8 protein-coding genes are annotated in these 14,580 nt (G+C 71.2%); 3 read left to right on the top strand and 5 right to left on the bottom strand.

Annotated elements, in window-relative coordinates:
- The first annotated feature begins 74 nt into the window (after nt 1–74).
- Both WME76_RS26630 and WME76_RS26625 read left to right on the top strand, forming a co-directional pair.
- The gene (locus tag WME76_RS26630) at nt 75–1,598 is read left to right on the top strand and encodes a sugar ABC transporter ATP-binding protein (RefSeq protein WP_437955090.1); all 1,524 of its coding nucleotides are present in this window, start codon (nt 75–77) and stop codon (nt 1,596–1,598) included.
- Entirely contained in the window at nt 1,595–2,695 is a 1,101-nt protein-coding gene (locus WME76_RS26625) for a sugar ABC transporter permease (protein ID WP_437955089.1), read from the top strand. Before WME76_RS26630 ends, WME76_RS26625 begins: the two co-directional genes overlap by 4 nt.
- Nucleotides 2,696–2,812: 117 nt before the next feature.
- Here the strand turns inward: WME76_RS26625 and WME76_RS26620 are convergent, their stop codons facing one another.
- On the bottom strand, nt 2,813–3,694 hold the full coding sequence (locus tag WME76_RS26620; protein WP_437955088.1) for a hypothetical protein: 882 nt from the start codon (nt 3,692–3,694) through the stop codon (nt 2,813–2,815).
- Nucleotides 3,695–3,803: 109 nt separating this feature from the next.
- Here WME76_RS26620 and WME76_RS26615 point away from each other — a divergent pair, with 109 nt between their 5' ends.
- A complete protein-coding gene (locus tag WME76_RS26615; protein WP_437955087.1) occupies nt 3,804–5,975 on the top strand; it encodes a catalase in 2,172 nt (723 codons plus the stop codon).
- A gap of 91 nt (nt 5,976–6,066) precedes the next feature.
- Here WME76_RS26615 and WME76_RS26610 read toward each other — a convergent pair whose 3' ends face one another.
- The 4 genes from WME76_RS26610 to WME76_RS26595 all read right to left on the bottom strand — a co-directional run bounded on the left by WME76_RS26610 (nt 6,067) and on the right by WME76_RS26595 (nt 14,437).
- Nucleotides 6,067–7,995: an ABC-F family ATP-binding cassette domain-containing protein gene (locus tag WME76_RS26610; protein WP_437955086.1), complete on the bottom strand. Its 1,929-nt coding sequence runs from the start codon at nt 7,993–7,995 to the stop codon at nt 6,067–6,069.
- Nucleotides 7,996–8,182: 187 nt separating this feature from the next.
- Nucleotides 8,183–11,425, bottom strand: coding sequence for a CARDB domain-containing protein (locus WME76_RS26605; RefSeq protein ID WP_437955085.1), 3,243 nt, complete (start codon nt 11,423–11,425; stop codon nt 8,183–8,185).
- Nucleotides 11,426–11,724: 299 nt separating this feature from the next.
- Nucleotides 11,725–12,564: an ABC transporter ATP-binding protein gene (locus WME76_RS26600; RefSeq protein ID WP_437955084.1), complete on the bottom strand. Its 840-nt coding sequence runs from the start codon at nt 12,562–12,564 to the stop codon at nt 11,725–11,727.
- 94 nt (nt 12,565–12,658) lie between these two features.
- Nucleotides 12,659–14,437, bottom strand: a complete 1,779-nt coding sequence (locus WME76_RS26595; protein ID WP_437955083.1) for an SUMF1/EgtB/PvdO family nonheme iron enzyme — start codon at nt 14,435–14,437, stop codon at nt 12,659–12,661.
- Between the last annotated feature and the right edge of the window lie 143 nt (nt 14,438–14,580).

Below are 14,580 nucleotides of genomic sequence, written 5' to 3'. Positions count from 1 at the left end.
CCACGAAATAATTGCTTGCATCTCGGGCGCGCCCCGGGCAAACGTGGCCGCGCGTCGCACCCGCTCCCACGCCAATGTCTCTCCTCGAGCTCGCATCGATAACGAAGCAGTTCCCGGGCGTGAAGGCCCTCGACGGTGTGTCGTTCGACCTCCGGGAGGGCGAGATTCACGCCCTCTGCGGCGAGAACGGCGCGGGCAAGAGCACCCTCATCAAGACCCTGTGCGGCTACTACCCGGCCGGCACGTACGGCGGCGAGATCCGCCTCAACGGCCGTGTCGTCGAGTTCAGCAGCATGCGCAGCGCCGAGGAGCACCGGATCGCGCTGATCGCGCAGGAGCTCGCGCTCGTCCCCGAGCTCACGATCGCCGAGAACCTGATGCTCGGGCGCGAGCCGGTCCGCGGGGGGCTCATCGACTGGGACGCGGTGCGGAGCGAGGCGCGCAAGGCGCTCGAGCGCGTCGGGCTCGACGTCGACCCCGAGCGCCCGATCAAGGACCTCGGCATCGGCCAGCAGCAGATGGTCGAGATCGCGAAGGCGCTGCTCAAGGACGCGAAGATCCTCGTCCTCGACGAGCCCACGGCGGCGCTCACCGACTCCGGCGTGAGGACGCTGCTCCGCCTGCTCGACGACCTGCGCGCCCGCGGCGTCTCCTGCATCTACATCAGCCACCGTCTCGAGGAGGTCTTCGAGATCGCCGACCGCATCACGGTGCTCCGGGACGGGAAGTCGATCACGACGCAGTCGAGGGCCGAGCTCACGCCCGACAAGGTCATCTCGTACATGGTCGGCCGGGAGGTGACGAACCTCTATCCCTGCCCGCCGCCGCCGGACGGCCCGGTCGCGCTCGCGGTCGAGCGCTGGTCGGTCGAGGACGCGGGGCACCCCGGCCGGTTCGTCCTTCGCGACGTGAGCTTCCAGGTGCGCGCCGGCGAGGTGCTGGGCATCGGCGGCCTCATGGGCGCCGGGCGCACCGCGCTGGTCTCGACGCTCTTCGGCGCGGCCACGAGCCGCGTCACCGGCTCGCTGTCGGTGCGCGGCGGGCCCGCCACGACGCCGTTCACGTCGCCCGCGCAGGCGATCGCCGCGGGCATCGCGCTCGTCAGCGAGGATCGCAAGCGGTACGGCCTCGTCCTCGAGGGGACGCTGCTCGACAACATCACGCTCGCGACCCTGCGGCGGTTCGTGAAGGGGCTCTTCCTCGATCACGCCGAGCGGGAGGTCACGGCGGTCGAGCAGATGAGGGCGCTCAGGACGAAGGCGCCAGGGCCGCTCGCGCTCGCGAACCAGCTCTCGGGCGGCAACCAGCAGAAGATCGTGATCGGCAAGTGGCTGATGACGGGGCCGCGCGTGCTCCTCCTGGACGAGCCGACGCGGGGGATCGACGTCGGCGCGAAGGCGGAGATCTACCAGCTCATCCACAAGCTCGCGGTGGACGGGCTGGCGGTCGTGCTCGTCTCCTCCGATCTGCCGGAGCTGCTCGGCATGAGCCATCGCGTGCTGGTCCTCACCCAGGGAAGGATGACTGCCTGCCTTGATCGGCAGGACGCCACGGCCGAGCGCGTGATGGCCGCAGCAACGAGGAAGGTGACGGAATGAGCGAGGCCAAGCTTCGCGTGCGTATCCCCTGGCGTGCCCTCTCGATGGTGGGCTCCCTCATCGCGATCTGGGTCGCCTTCTCGATCACGACGGACGGGACGTTCGTGACGCCGCGCAACCTGACGCTGCTCGCGCGGCAGATGTCGGTGACCTCGATCCTGGCCGTCGGCATGGTGATGGTCATCGTCGCGGGCCAGATCGATCTCTCGGTCGGCGCGCTGGCCGGCCTGCTCGGCGCCACGTCGGCGATCATCTACGTGAACCTCGGCTGGCCGCTCCCGGCCGCGTTCCTCCTGCCGCTCGCGCTCGGCGCGCTGCTCGGCTTCGTGCAGGGCGCGCTCGTGGCGCGGCTGCGCATTCCACCGTTCATCGTCACGCTCGGCGGGATGCTGATCTTCCAGGGGGCGATACTCGGCACCACGGGCGGCGTATCCGTCTCGCCGGCGCGTCCTTACCTGTTCGTCGGCCAGGCGTACGTGCCGCACACGCTCGGCTGGGCGGGCGCCGGGCTCCTCTGCGTGGTGCTGCTCTACAAGGCCGTGCGCGCGACCGGCCCGGCGCGCCTCCCCTGGATAGGGCTCGCCGCGTTCACGATCGCCTTCGCCGCGCTGATGAACGCGTACCAGGGCGTCCCGTTCCCCGTGCTCCTCGTGCTCGTGCTCGCGGCCGCGTTCACGGTGCTGGCGAAGCACACCGCGTTCGGCCGGCACCTCTACGCGATCGGCGGCAACCGCGAGGCGGCCTTCTACTCCGGCATCAACATCAACCGTCACCTCATCGCCGTGTTCACGCTGATGGGCGTGATGGCGGCCATCGCGGGCATCGTCCTCACCGCCCGCGTCGGCTCCGCGACCTCGGACGCCGGCCGCATGATGGAGCTCGACGCCATCGCCGCCGCCGTCATCGGCGGCACGTCGCTCCTCGGCGGCCAGGGCACGATCTGGGGCGCCCTGCTCGGCGCGCTGGTGATGGCCTCGCTCGACAACGGCATGAGCCTGATGAACACCGAGAGCTTCTGGCAGCCGATCATCAAGGGCATCATCCTCATCCTCGCCGTCGGCATCGACATGGCGAGCCGCAAGGGACGAGGCCACTGAGGCGTCGTCCGCTGGACAGAGTCCACGGCGGCGCTCCGACGAGGAGCTGAGCCGCCGGGCCCCCGAGGACGCCAGGGAAGATCGGCTCTCCTGGCGTCCTCGGCGTTTTGTATACGCCTAGAACTTCGTGCCCGCGTTGATGCGGAGCGTGGTCATGCCGTGCTCGCCCAACCCGGAGCCCATGGGCTCATCGATCGGGATGAGGAGCCCGGCCCGCGTGAAGAGCTCGAAGATCGACATATCCCAGTTCACGAAGGGCTCCAGCGCGACCTGCGCCATGTCCGGCTCGGTGAGGAGGAACGCCTCCTGGACCCGCAGCCCGGCGCCGAACCCCTGGTATCCGAGCTGCAGCTCGTTGCCCTGCTCCACGACCAGCTCGGTCGAGTCGCCGCCGAGCGAGAGCGCGAGCGAGGCCGTGAGATCGGTGCGGAACTCGACGATCTCCTCGAGGTTCATCTCGGCGCCGCCGCGTACGCGCAGCGGCAGGTGCTTCAGGAATGTCCGGTGCGTATCGAAGAACGCTCGTGTCATCAGGGCCACGTCCGCGACCTCGATCTCCCGCGCGTTGGGCCACCAGGTGAGCGGCAGAGACACCGACGCCCCGGCGTACACGACGAGCTCGGGGAGCAGCTTCCTGGCGAGGTGGCCGCCGGCCGTCAGATTGCCCACCAGGAACACCGGTTTGGTGTCCGTGGTGGCCTGGCCGTGTCTCAGCATGGGCGCCTGTCCGAGCACGAGCGGGAGCCAGGCCTCGACGTAAGTTCCCTCCGCGAGCGCGACCTGGCCGCCGAAGCTCACGACGCTGACCAGGGCCCGCGGGACTTGCCCGTACCCCTCGAGGTATCCTTTCCGACTGAGCACGTCGATCTCGCCGGAGATCCGGTTCGTCATCGATCTCGCCCAGACGCCCCTGTCCGCCCATGCCGACTCGGAGTGGGCGCGTGGGCTGACGGAGAGCGTGAGGGCGAGGGCCGCGACGGCGGCCGCTGCGGTGCGCATGCGCCGAGCTTATCCAGTTTTTCGGCCAGAGTCCCGCGACGCGCGCCACCTCCACGCATCCAATCGCCACCTGCGCACCGGAGATCGGGCAGGAGGATGGGGAGGACGCATGGCCGAACAAGGCAAGAAGGGCGGGAGCCCGGGTATCAGCGCGCACAGCAAGATCGATAGCCTGGAACCTCACCGCGAGGACCTGACCGGCACGGTCCTCTCGACCGACCAGGGCATCCGGATCGACAGCACCGACGACTCGCTCAAGGCAGGGGCCAGGGGGCCGACGCTCCTCGAGGATTTTCATCTACGCGAGAAAATTACGCACTTCGATCATGAGCGCATCCCGGAGCGCGTCGTCCACGCGCGCGGGTCGGGGGCGCACGGGTACTTCCAGGTCTACGAGTCGATGGCCGAGTACACGAGGGCGGCGTTCCTGCAGGATCCGAACGCCAGGACACCTGTCTTCGTACGGTTCTCGACCGTGGTCGGCTCGCGCGGGTCGGCGGACACGGTCCGCGACGTGCGCGGCTTCGCGACGAAGTTCTACACGCCCGAGGGGAATTTCGATCTCGTCGGCAACAACATACCGGTCTTCTTCATTCAGGACGGCATCAAGTTCCCCGATGTCATCCACGCGATCAAGCCGGAGCCGGACCGGGAGATCCCACAGGCCTCGTCGGCGCACGACACGTTCTGGGACTTCATCTCGCTGATGCCGGAGTCGACCCACATGATGATGTGGGTGCTCTCGGATCGCGCGATCCCGCGGAGCTTCCGCATGATGGAGGGCTTCGGCGTCCACACCTTCCGCTTCGTCAACGCGCAGGGCAAGTCGCGCTTCGTCAAGCTGCACTGGAAGCCGCTGCTCGGCGTGCACTCCCATGTCTGGGACGAGGCGCAGGAGCTCGCCGGCAGGGACCCGGACTATCACCGCCGCGATCTCTGGGACGCGATCGAGCGGGGGGATCACCCCGAGTACGAGCTCGGCGTGCAGATCATCGAGGAAGAGGACGAGTTCGCGTTCGACTTCGATCTGCTCGACGCGACGAAGATCGTGCCGGAGGAGCTCGTGCCGGTGCGCCGCATCGGCAAGCTGACGCTGAACCGCAACCCGGACAACTTCTTCGCCGAGACCGAGCAGGTCGCGTTCCACACGGCCAACGTCGTGCCCGGGATCGACTTCACCGACGATCCGCTGCTCCACGTCCGGAACTTCTCGTACCTCGACACCCAGCTCCTGCGGCTCGGCGGCCCGAACTTCCCGCAGATACCGATCAACCGCCCGCTGGCTCCTGTGCACAACCAGAACCGGGACGGCTTCATGCAGCAGCGGATCAAGCAGGGGCGGGCGCACTACGTGCCGAACTCGCTCGCCGGCGGCTGTCCGATGACGGCGTCGTGGGAGTCGGGCGCCTTCGTGCACCACGCCGAGCGGGTCCTCGGGCTCAAGGCGCGCCTGCGGAGCGATACCTTCAAGGATCACATCACCCAGGCGAGGCTCTTCTGGAACAGCCTCTCGGCGCCGGAGAAGAAGCACCTGATCCGCGCCGCGCGGTTCGAGCTCGGCAACGTCGCGACGCGGGACATCCGCGAGCGCATGGTCGCGCGGCTCGGCGAGGTCGACGTCGACCTCGGCAGGCTGGTCGCCGAGGGGATCGGCGTCGCCGCGCCCGCGGGCCAGCCCCAGGTGCCCTCGAAGGGCGCGGTGACGGGCAAGCGCTCCGTGGACGCCTCGCCGGCGCTCAGCATGGAGAACACGGTGAAGGACACGGTGAAGAGCCGGCTCGTCGCCGTGCTCGCGGCCGACGGGTTCAGCGGCGCCGAGCTCGCCGCGGTGAAGGCGGCGCTCGAGGCGGCGGGGGCGCACGCGCAGGTGGTGTCGACGCGCCTCGGGCCGATCCACGGCGACGACGGCAGCGCGGTGGAGGCGGAGCGGTCGCTGCTCACGGCGAAGTCGGTCATGTTCGACGCGGTCTACGTCCCCGGCGGGCGCGCCAGCGTCGAGGCGCTCGCGGCGACGGGCGAGGCGGTCCATTTCGTCAACGAGGCCTTCAAGCATTGCAAGGCGATCGGCGCGACGGGCGACGGCGTGGCGCTCCTCTCGTCGTCGCTCATCCAGGGCGTGGCGCTGGCCGGGGCGCAGGGCGCGGGCCCGCTCCTGTCCGACAAGGGCGTCGTCACGCTGCGCGACCCCGCGGGGCTCGTGCCGTTCAGCCACGAGCTGCTCCGGGCGATCGCGCAGCACCGCCACTGGGATCGCGAGGACATCGCGCAGATCCCCGCCTGACGGCGAGCTCGGCGGGGCCCCACCCGCGCGACGAACGCCCTCTCCGGGGGCTCGCGAGGCAGATCCCTGGCAGGATTTCTGACCCGCGGTACTAAGGCGCCCCGAGCTCCGCGATCTCCTGCTCGAGCTGCTCCCACTCCGCCATGAGCGCGTCGATCCGCGGCCCGAGCGCCTCCTCCTCGGCGTTCAGCGCCGCGACCTCCGCCTTGCCCGTGCGCTCGAAGAACCCGTCGCTGCAGTACAGGTCGTGGATCGCCTTCTTCCGCGCCTCCGCCGCCTCGATGGCCGCGAGCACCTTGTCGCGCCGCGCCGGCAGCTCCTTCTGCCGGTTGCGCCGCCGCTTCTGCTCCTCCCAGGAGCCGCCCGCCTCCGGCGCCGCCGCCGCCCTCTGGTGCTCGCGCTTCGCCCTGAGCACCACCGTGTCGGCGTCGAGGTGATCGTCGCCGCAGCCGGCCAGGTACTCCTCGTACGTGCCGGGGAAATCGCGCGGGCCCGTGGGCGTGACCTCGAGGATGCGCGTCGCCAGCTCGGACACGAAGAAGCGATCGTGCGAGACGAAGATCACCGTCCCCTCGAACGCCTTGAGCCCCTCGACGAGCCCGTGGATCGCCTCGAGATCGAGGTGGTTCGTCGGCTCGTCGAGCACGAGCACGTTGGGCCGCTCCACGATGATCCGGCAGAAGATGAGCCGCGCCGCCTCGCCGCCGGAGAGCGAGCCGACGCTCTTCTCCACCTCGTCGCCCGAGAACAGCGCCTTGCCGAGCTGGCCGCGGACGTAGCTCGGCGACTCGTCGGGGCACGCCGCCCACAGGAAGGAGAGCGGCGTCATCGACCCGTCGACGAGCAGCTCGCGGTGGTCCTGCGCGAAGTAGCCCACGCGGGCCTCGTGACCCCACGACGCGCCGCCGGCGTCGGCCTGCAGCCGGCCCACGAGGATCTTGAGCAGGGTCGACTTGCCGAGCCCGTTCGGGCCGATGACCGCGACCCGCTCGCCCCGCCGCACCGACAGCGACACGTCGCGCAGCACCTGCTTCGCGCCGTACGCCTTCGAGATCCCCCGCGCCTCGAGCACGTCGCGCCCGCTCGGCCGCTGGACGGCGAACCGGAACGCCGGCGTGCGCCGCGACGTGTCGGCGAGCTCCTCGACCTCGATCTTCTCGATCTGCTTGAGCCGGCTCTGCGCCTGGCGCGCCTTGGTCGCCTTGGCGCCGAACCGCTCCACGAACGCCCGCTTGTCGGCGATGATCTTCTCCGCGCGCGCGATCTCGGCCTGCTTGCGCTCGCGGATCGCCTGCTTCTCGACGACGAAGGCGGCGTAGTTGCCCGTGTAGAGCGTGATGGTCTCGTAGTCGACGTCGAGGATGTGCGTCGCGACGTTGTCGAGGAAGCGCTGGTCGTGGGAGATGACGACCGCGCAGCCCTTGTAGCCGGCGAGGAACTTCTCGAGCCAGCGGATCGAGAGGATGTCGAGGTGGTTCGTGGGCTCGTCGAGCAGCAGCACGTCCGAGCCGCCGAGGAGGACCTGCGCGAGGAGCACGCGCAGCTTGAAGCCGCCCGACAGCGTGGAGAGCGGCCGCCGGTGCGCCTCCACCGGGATGCCGAGCCCCTCGAGGACGGCGCTCGCGCGCGCCTCCAGCGTGTAGCCGTCGTGGGCGCGGATGCGGTCCTCGAGGTCGGCGACCCGGCCGGGATCGCCGCCGCCGCCGTCCTCGGCGAGGCGGCGCGACTCGACGAGCGCCTCCCACACGACGCGATCGCCCATCATCGCGAGATCCAGGATGACCTGGTCGTCGCTGAGGAACCGGTCCTGCCGGAGCACGCCCACGCGGGCGTCCTTCGGGATGCTGACGTTCCCCTCGGTCGCCGGCTCGTCGCCGGCGACGATCTTGAGGAAGGTGGTCTTCCCCGAGCCGTTGGCGCCCACGAGGCCGTAGCGGGAGCCCGGGTTCAGCTTGAGCGAGACGCCCTCGAAGAGGGTCCGATCACCGAAGGATTTGGCGAGGTTGGATGTTCCGAGCATGGCGCTGTGGGGGCTCTTGTCGCGCGGCGCGGCGGCGTCTGCGGACGGCGCAGCGGCGCGGCGGCGGGAGGCGGCGCGGCGCCACACGGGAGCGGCGCGGCGGCGCGGCGGACAGACATAGCACCGGCGCCCCCGATGAGCGCCGGCGTTCGTGCGCGGCGGCGGCGTCAGGGCCGCCGTCGGCGCGTCACTGGATGGGCTGGCACTGGACCTTGTCCGAGGCGGCGTCCCTGTTGTTGCCGTCGTTGCACTCGTCGATCGCGCCGTCCGGGTCGACGACGCCGTAGATCAGGATCGAGAGGTTCCACGGGAACTCGTCGATGGTGGGGGTGAGGTCCACGCTCTCTCCCGGCGCGATCGGCCCCGGGACGACCTCCTCGTGGAGCGCCGTCCCGCCCTGGCCGGGGTCGCCGGCGTAGTAGCGGACGCGCACGTCGCTGGCCGGCGCGGAGCCCGCGTTGAGGATCGTCGTCGGGACGTCGACCTGCTGCATCTGGCACTTCGCGTCGGTCACCCGGCCGATCTCGATCTGGAGATCGGGCAGCGCGCTGCCGGCGTCGAGCGGCAGCGTGAGCTCGTTGTTGCCCTCCTTGCACTCGCGCTCGATGCCGCTCTCGTCGACGACCGCGCGCACGCGGGCGGGGAGCGTCCCCTGCGGGTTGTTCGTGGCGCTGTAGCTCACCGTGAGGAGCAGCGAGCTGTGCGGCTCGATGCTCGTCTGCAGGACCGCCTGGAGCGGGGCGAGCTCCGCGTCGTAGAGCGGCTCGTCGGCGGCCGGCGAGTCCCACTCGCCGTAGAAGCCGATGACGACGCCGGGGCCCACGCGGAGGTCGCCGAGGTTGTCGACGCGCACCGTGATGTCGACGTTCTCGGTGAGCTCGCCGCAGGCGGCGTCGGGCGACGAGACCTGGATGCCGCTCAGCGAGAGGTCCGGCGCGATCCCGTACGACCGCGGGTTCGAGCGGTAGGTGTTGTAGGCGCGGCCGCCGTACGTCTTCCAGCTCTCGGGCTCGCGCGCGGGGATGCCGCCGCTCTCGAGCACGTTCGTCACGTGGTAGCTGTGCTGGTTCCAGATGCGGCGGGCGGAGACCCAGAGGTCGTTCTGCGCGCCCCAGACCTCGAGGCCGTTGTTGTGGTCGACGCCCGCCGAGCAGTTGATGGACTCGTTCGAGGTGGCGAACACGATCTCCGCGTTGCCGTCGTTGTCGACGTCGGCGACGATCGGGTACTCGGACCGCGTGCGGCTCGGGGAGTTCTCCTTGAACAGGACGCCGGCGGTCACGCCGTCATAGATGCGGAAGTAGCACTCGTCGTTGTAGATGACCTCGGCGGCCCCGTCGCCGTTGAAGTCGAACACGCTCGATCCGGTGGCGCGGCTGGAGTCGTCCTCGGTCTCGCGCTGCCAGCCGTTGTGGTAGCAGACGCAGGTGTGCGCCTGCTGGTTGCACGTCGCGGCGCCCGGGGCGCCGCAGTCCTCGTCGGTCTCGCACGGCAGCCCGTTCGGCGTGCGCGGGGGGTTGGGCAGCCCCGTGCCGGCGTCGTTGAGCGGGTTGGGCCACGCGGGGCACGCCGCCGTGGGCTCCTGGAGGTCGAGCATCACGTAGCGGAGGCCGAACGCCGTGCCGATCTCGGGGAAGCCGTCGCCGTCGAAGTCGTCCACGTTCGGCGCCCCGCCGTCGCGCGTGGCGCCCGTGCCCATCACCGTGTGGCGCAGGATCGTGCCGTCCTGCCCGTCGAGCACGTAGAAGTACCCGTCGTTGAACAGGATCACCTCCGGCTCCTCGTCGAGCGGGTTGTTCGGGCCGGGCGGGGCGGTCTTGTTGCCCCCGAGGACGTCGGCCACCGCGCAGAACCCGTCGCGTCGGGCGTCCGGGATCGGCGTCGGGCCGGTCACGTTGACGGCCTGCCCGTCCCACGCCACGAGGAGCTCCCCGTTGCAGAACGCCGTCGCCTCCGGGTCGTCGTAGGGGGGCGCGCACTCGGCCCTCCTCGTCACGCCGACGGGCGGGCGGGGGAGGGCGTACGCGGTGCTTCCCGCGACGATCTCCAGCCGGTGGTCGTCCCTGAGGTTCGCGATGCACGTGATGGGGCCGAGCCGGTTGGCCGCGTTCAGGGGATTCCCCTGGATTCCCTGCGTCAGCTTGCCCTTGAACTGGTCGACGATCGAGAGCACGCGGGTCTCCGCGTCGACGTGGAGCGTGAACACGTTCGCCCCGACAACGATCTCCGGCAGCCCCTCGCCGTCGATGTTGGCGATCGACGGCGCCGGCTCGTTGTAACCGGTCCAGAGGTTGTTCGCGAGGAGCCGGGTCTCGCCCGTGTTGCTGAAGATCTGGAGCCCGGAGGTCTCGGTGATCGCGACGATCTCCGGCGCGCCGTCGTTGTCGAGATCGCCGACGGCCAGCGAGGCGGTCGGCAGGAGCGTCGCGTCGCCGCAGCGGTAGGCCACGTCGAGGGGGTCGCCCTCTTTCCAGAGCTGCGCGCCGAGCACCGCGAAGTAGTTGCGCCCCTTGTTGGGGCCGCCGCCGTGGATGGCGCGGAGGACGCCGCTGTTGGCGTACGTCGAGCCGCAGAAGGTCGTGAAGATGATCTCGGGGAAGTCGAGCTCGTTGATGCGCCCGTCGCCGTTGTCGTCGTCGAGGTTGGCGACGAGCGGCGTCATGACGTTCTGCGCCGAGGTCGGGAACGGGCTGTCGACGGCGCTCGAGTTGGCGCGGTTCTGCCCTCCCCACTGGATCTCCATCTGCGGCAGGACGTTCGCGAACGGCTCCGGTTCCAGCAGGCACGTGGGCGCGTCGCCGGTGCCGGTGCAGGAGCCGACCTCGCACGAGGCGTAGGTGGGGCAGTCCCAGTCGTCCTCGCAGGGGCAGTTGGCGCTGCCCATGCCGTCGTCGGTGCACGTGCTCTCGTAGTAGGCCTCTCCGCCGCACGTGAAGAGCTCGCGCGTGTCGCTGCCGTTCGACAGGCACTGGAGGAGGAGGTCGCCGTCGCAGGTGCGCTCGCCGGCGGTGCAAGCGTCGGCGACGCAGATGGTGCCGTTGCAGTACCTGTCGGTGGGACACTGGAGATCGCTGCGGCAGCCGATATCGACGCAGATGGCGCCCCCTTCTGCGGTCGTCTGGCATTCCTCGGTGGGGCCGCACGAGAGGTCGTCGCAGGTGTTGTCGACGCAGGTGGCCTGTCCGTCCTGCAGCTCACAGCGCTGGTCCGGCCGGCAGTCGACGTCCTCACAGCCGTTCTCGCCGCCCGCGCCGCCCGAGCCGACCGTCGTGCCGACGAACACCCCGGTGCTCTCGCTGGTGCTGCCGCCGTCCCCGCCTCCGCCGCCCTCGCCTGGGGGCGTCACGATCTCCGGGTTGCTGCAGGCCGCTGCAGCGAGCAGCAACGAAGGAAGCGCGAGGGGAAGCAACCGCCGGGGGCGCATGGGCATGAGGCGATTGTACGGGCGCGCTGTCGCCATGGAAGCGCGTTCGCGCGCGGCTTCGTGCGCGGAGTGGGAGCTCTGCGCACGATGGGCGTCGCGCGCGGCGGAGGTCAGCGGCGGGGGTGGGGGCTGCGCGTGCCGCGCGGGACGGCCGTGGAGAGCAGGGGACGGGCTCAGCGGGCGCGCGGCGACGACGGCGCGTAGCACGTCCTCGGGAGTCCAGCGCAGGTGAGGCGTCCCGCGGCCACGGCGGTCCAGGGGCGAGGAGGTCTACCGGGAGGCCCCCTGCGCCTCCCGCTCGCGCCTCACGCGCCGCCGCTCTCCAGCGCCTCCTGCAGCGCGCGCACCTCGCGCGCGAACGCCGGCTCGGTGCGCAGCGCGGCGGTCCGCTCGGCCGGCAGCGCCAGCGTGCGGTCGGCGACGACGCGCGCCGGCCGCGGGGACAGCACGACGGCGCGCTCGGCGAGGTAGGCGGCCTCGGTGATCGAGTGGGTCACGAAGAGCACGGTCATGCCGAGCTCGGTCCACAGGGCGCGGAGCTGATCGTCGAGCCGGCTCCGGGTGAGCTCGTCGAGCGCGGCGAACGGCTCGTCGAGCAGGAGCAGCCGCGGGCGCGTGATCATCGCGCGGGCCAGCGACACGCGCATGCGCATGCCGCCGGAGAGCTCGGCCGGATAGCGCGCGCCCGCGTCGTCGAGGCCGACCTGGAGGAGCGCGGCCCGCGCCGCGGCGTGGCGCTCCTCGAGCGGCGCTCCGGCGAGCTCGAGCGGCAAGGCGGCGTTCTCGAGGACGCTCCGCCACGGCAGGAGGTGCGCGTCCTGGAACACGTACGCGATCGGCGCGCGCGCGCGCGCGCGCCCGCCGATCGCGCCGCCCGGCCCCTCCTCGGCCTCGACGACCGCGGCGCCTGCGTCGGCGCGGTCCAGCCCGGCGACGAGGCGCAGCAACGTCGATTTGCCGCACCCCGACGGCCCGAGCAGCGCGACGAACGCGCCCGGCGCGATGTCGAGGTCGATGCCGTCGAGCGCGACCACGCCGGCGGCGCCGCCGCCCTGCGCGCGGCCCGCGTCGTCGAGCACGGGGAAGACGCGCCGGATGCCGGTCAGCCGCACGCGGACGCCGCCGCTCGCCGTGGCCTTCTTCATCTGCGCCGGCCGTTCTATCCGCGCCGCCCCGGGTTGGCCAGGCGTTCGTGAGCCGCCGGCGTCGCCGCGCCCGCGCCCGCGCCGCCGGCGCCGGTCAGCTCGACGACGCGGTGCGCACGCAGCGGAAGCCGCCGTCGGCGAAGCGGTAGTGCGCCTCGAAGCTCGTGCGCGCCCAGGTGCGGAGCGACTGCGCGCCGTACATCCATGAGCCGCCGCGCATCACGAGCAGCGGCCGGTCCGGAGGCCGGGTGTTGCGCGGGTTGTGGGTCGGACCGTCCGCGTAGAAGTGCGGATCGTCGTAGTCCTCGCACCACTCCCAGACGTTCCCGGCGAGGTCCAGGATGCCGTAGGGCGAGGCGCCCCCCGGCAGCGAGCCGACAGGCACCGTCCCGCCCTCGCGGTTGTCGTGGTTCGCGCGCGTCGGCCCCGGCTCGGGGCGCCCCCAGGGGTATTTGCGGCCGTCGGTGCCGCGCGCGGCCTTCTCCCACTCGGCCTCGGTCGGCAGGCGCTTGCCGGCCCAGTTGGCGTAGGCCCGCGCGTCGTCCCACGACACGTACACCACCGGGTGATCCTCGAGGCCCGCGGGGATCTCGCCCCGCCTGAAATGGGAGAGGAACCGGCTCGCGTCGGCGTCGTCGGGGCGATACCCGGTCACGTCGACGAACGCCTTGAACTGCCGGTTCGTGACCGGCGTGCGATCCATGTAGAAGGCGTCGACATGCACCCTCCTGCGCTGCTGCCCGCTCAGGAACGGCCCGCCGGGGACGAGGATCATCTGCTCGCCGGTCTTCTCGCGGACCGTCGGCGCGAGCTCGCGCGCGTCGGACGTGGGGCGCGCCGGGGAGGGCGAGAACGCCGCGAGCGCCTCGTCGAGCCGCCCCCGGAACTCCGCGCACGACGCCGGCCTCCCCGCCGGATCCTTCGCGAGCGCGTCCAGGATGAGCCGGTCGAGGGCCGGCGGGATGTCGGGGCGGAGCGACGAGGGGGGCGCCGGCGGATCGGCGACGTGGGCCATCATCACGGCGAAGTGGTTGGGGCTGTCGAACGGCACCTGCCCCGTCGACAGCTTGTAGAGCGTCACGCCGAGAGAGTAGATGTCCGATCGCGGGTCCGCGGCGTGAGGGCTCTTCACCTGCTCTGGCGACATGTAACAGCAGGTCCCGAGGAACGCGCCGCTCAGGGTGTAGGTCGTCCCCTCGAGGATCTTGGCGATGCCGAAGTCGACGATCTTCGGCATCAGCCCGTCTTTGCCGGCCGTGACGAGGATGTTGTCGGGCTTGAGGTCGCGGTGGATGATGCCCATCCGGTGCCCCTCATCCATGGCGTCGAGGACCCCGCCGAACAGCGCGCGGATCTCCTGGAACGGGATGCGCCCGCGCCACCGCTCGAGGTGCCGCACCAGCGTCGACCCCTCGACGTACTCCATGACGATCGCGAGCAGGTGATCGCGCTCGACGAAGTCGTAGACGGAGACGACATGCTCGTGGCTCCAGGAGCGGAGCACCCGCGCTTCCCGCGCGAACCGCCGCCGGATCTCGGGGTTGCCGCAGAGGTTCGAGTGCAGGCATTTGACGGCCACGACGCGCTCGCGCGCGCGATCGTGGGCGCGGTAGACGACGCCCATGCCGCCCTCGCCCAGCGTCGACTCGATGCGGTAGACGCTGATCTCCGTCCCGGGCAAGAGCCGCACGGGCGGCAGCGGCAGAGAGGGCGGCGGCAGCCCCCCGGCGCCGAGCTGCGTCGCGGGGAACGCCGTCGGCGCGTAGCCGGGGCCAGCGTCGGTGACGAGCCGGCCGCACGAGGGGCAGAATCGGGCGTTCTCCGGGAGCGGAGCGCTGCAGCCGGCGCACCGGAGAGAGGTGTCCTGGCCCATCGGTCGCCGGCGAGTCTCGCACAGGTCGGGGCGGCCGTGGGCGGCGAATGTGCGGCGCGCCCGTCGGCCCGCGAGCGCGCTGGCGTCGCGATCCTGCGCGGCGGGCGCGGCGCTCCTGCGCAGGCGCCGCGCGTCGCTTGATG

This window comes from Sorangium sp. So ce119, from assembly GCF_051524405.1.
GTDB lineage: Bacteria > Myxococcota_A > Polyangia > Polyangiales > Polyangiaceae > Sorangium > Sorangium cellulosum_G.
The sequence above is the reverse complement of the archived record's forward strand: the minus strand, read 5'-3'. Positions and strand labels throughout refer to the sequence as shown.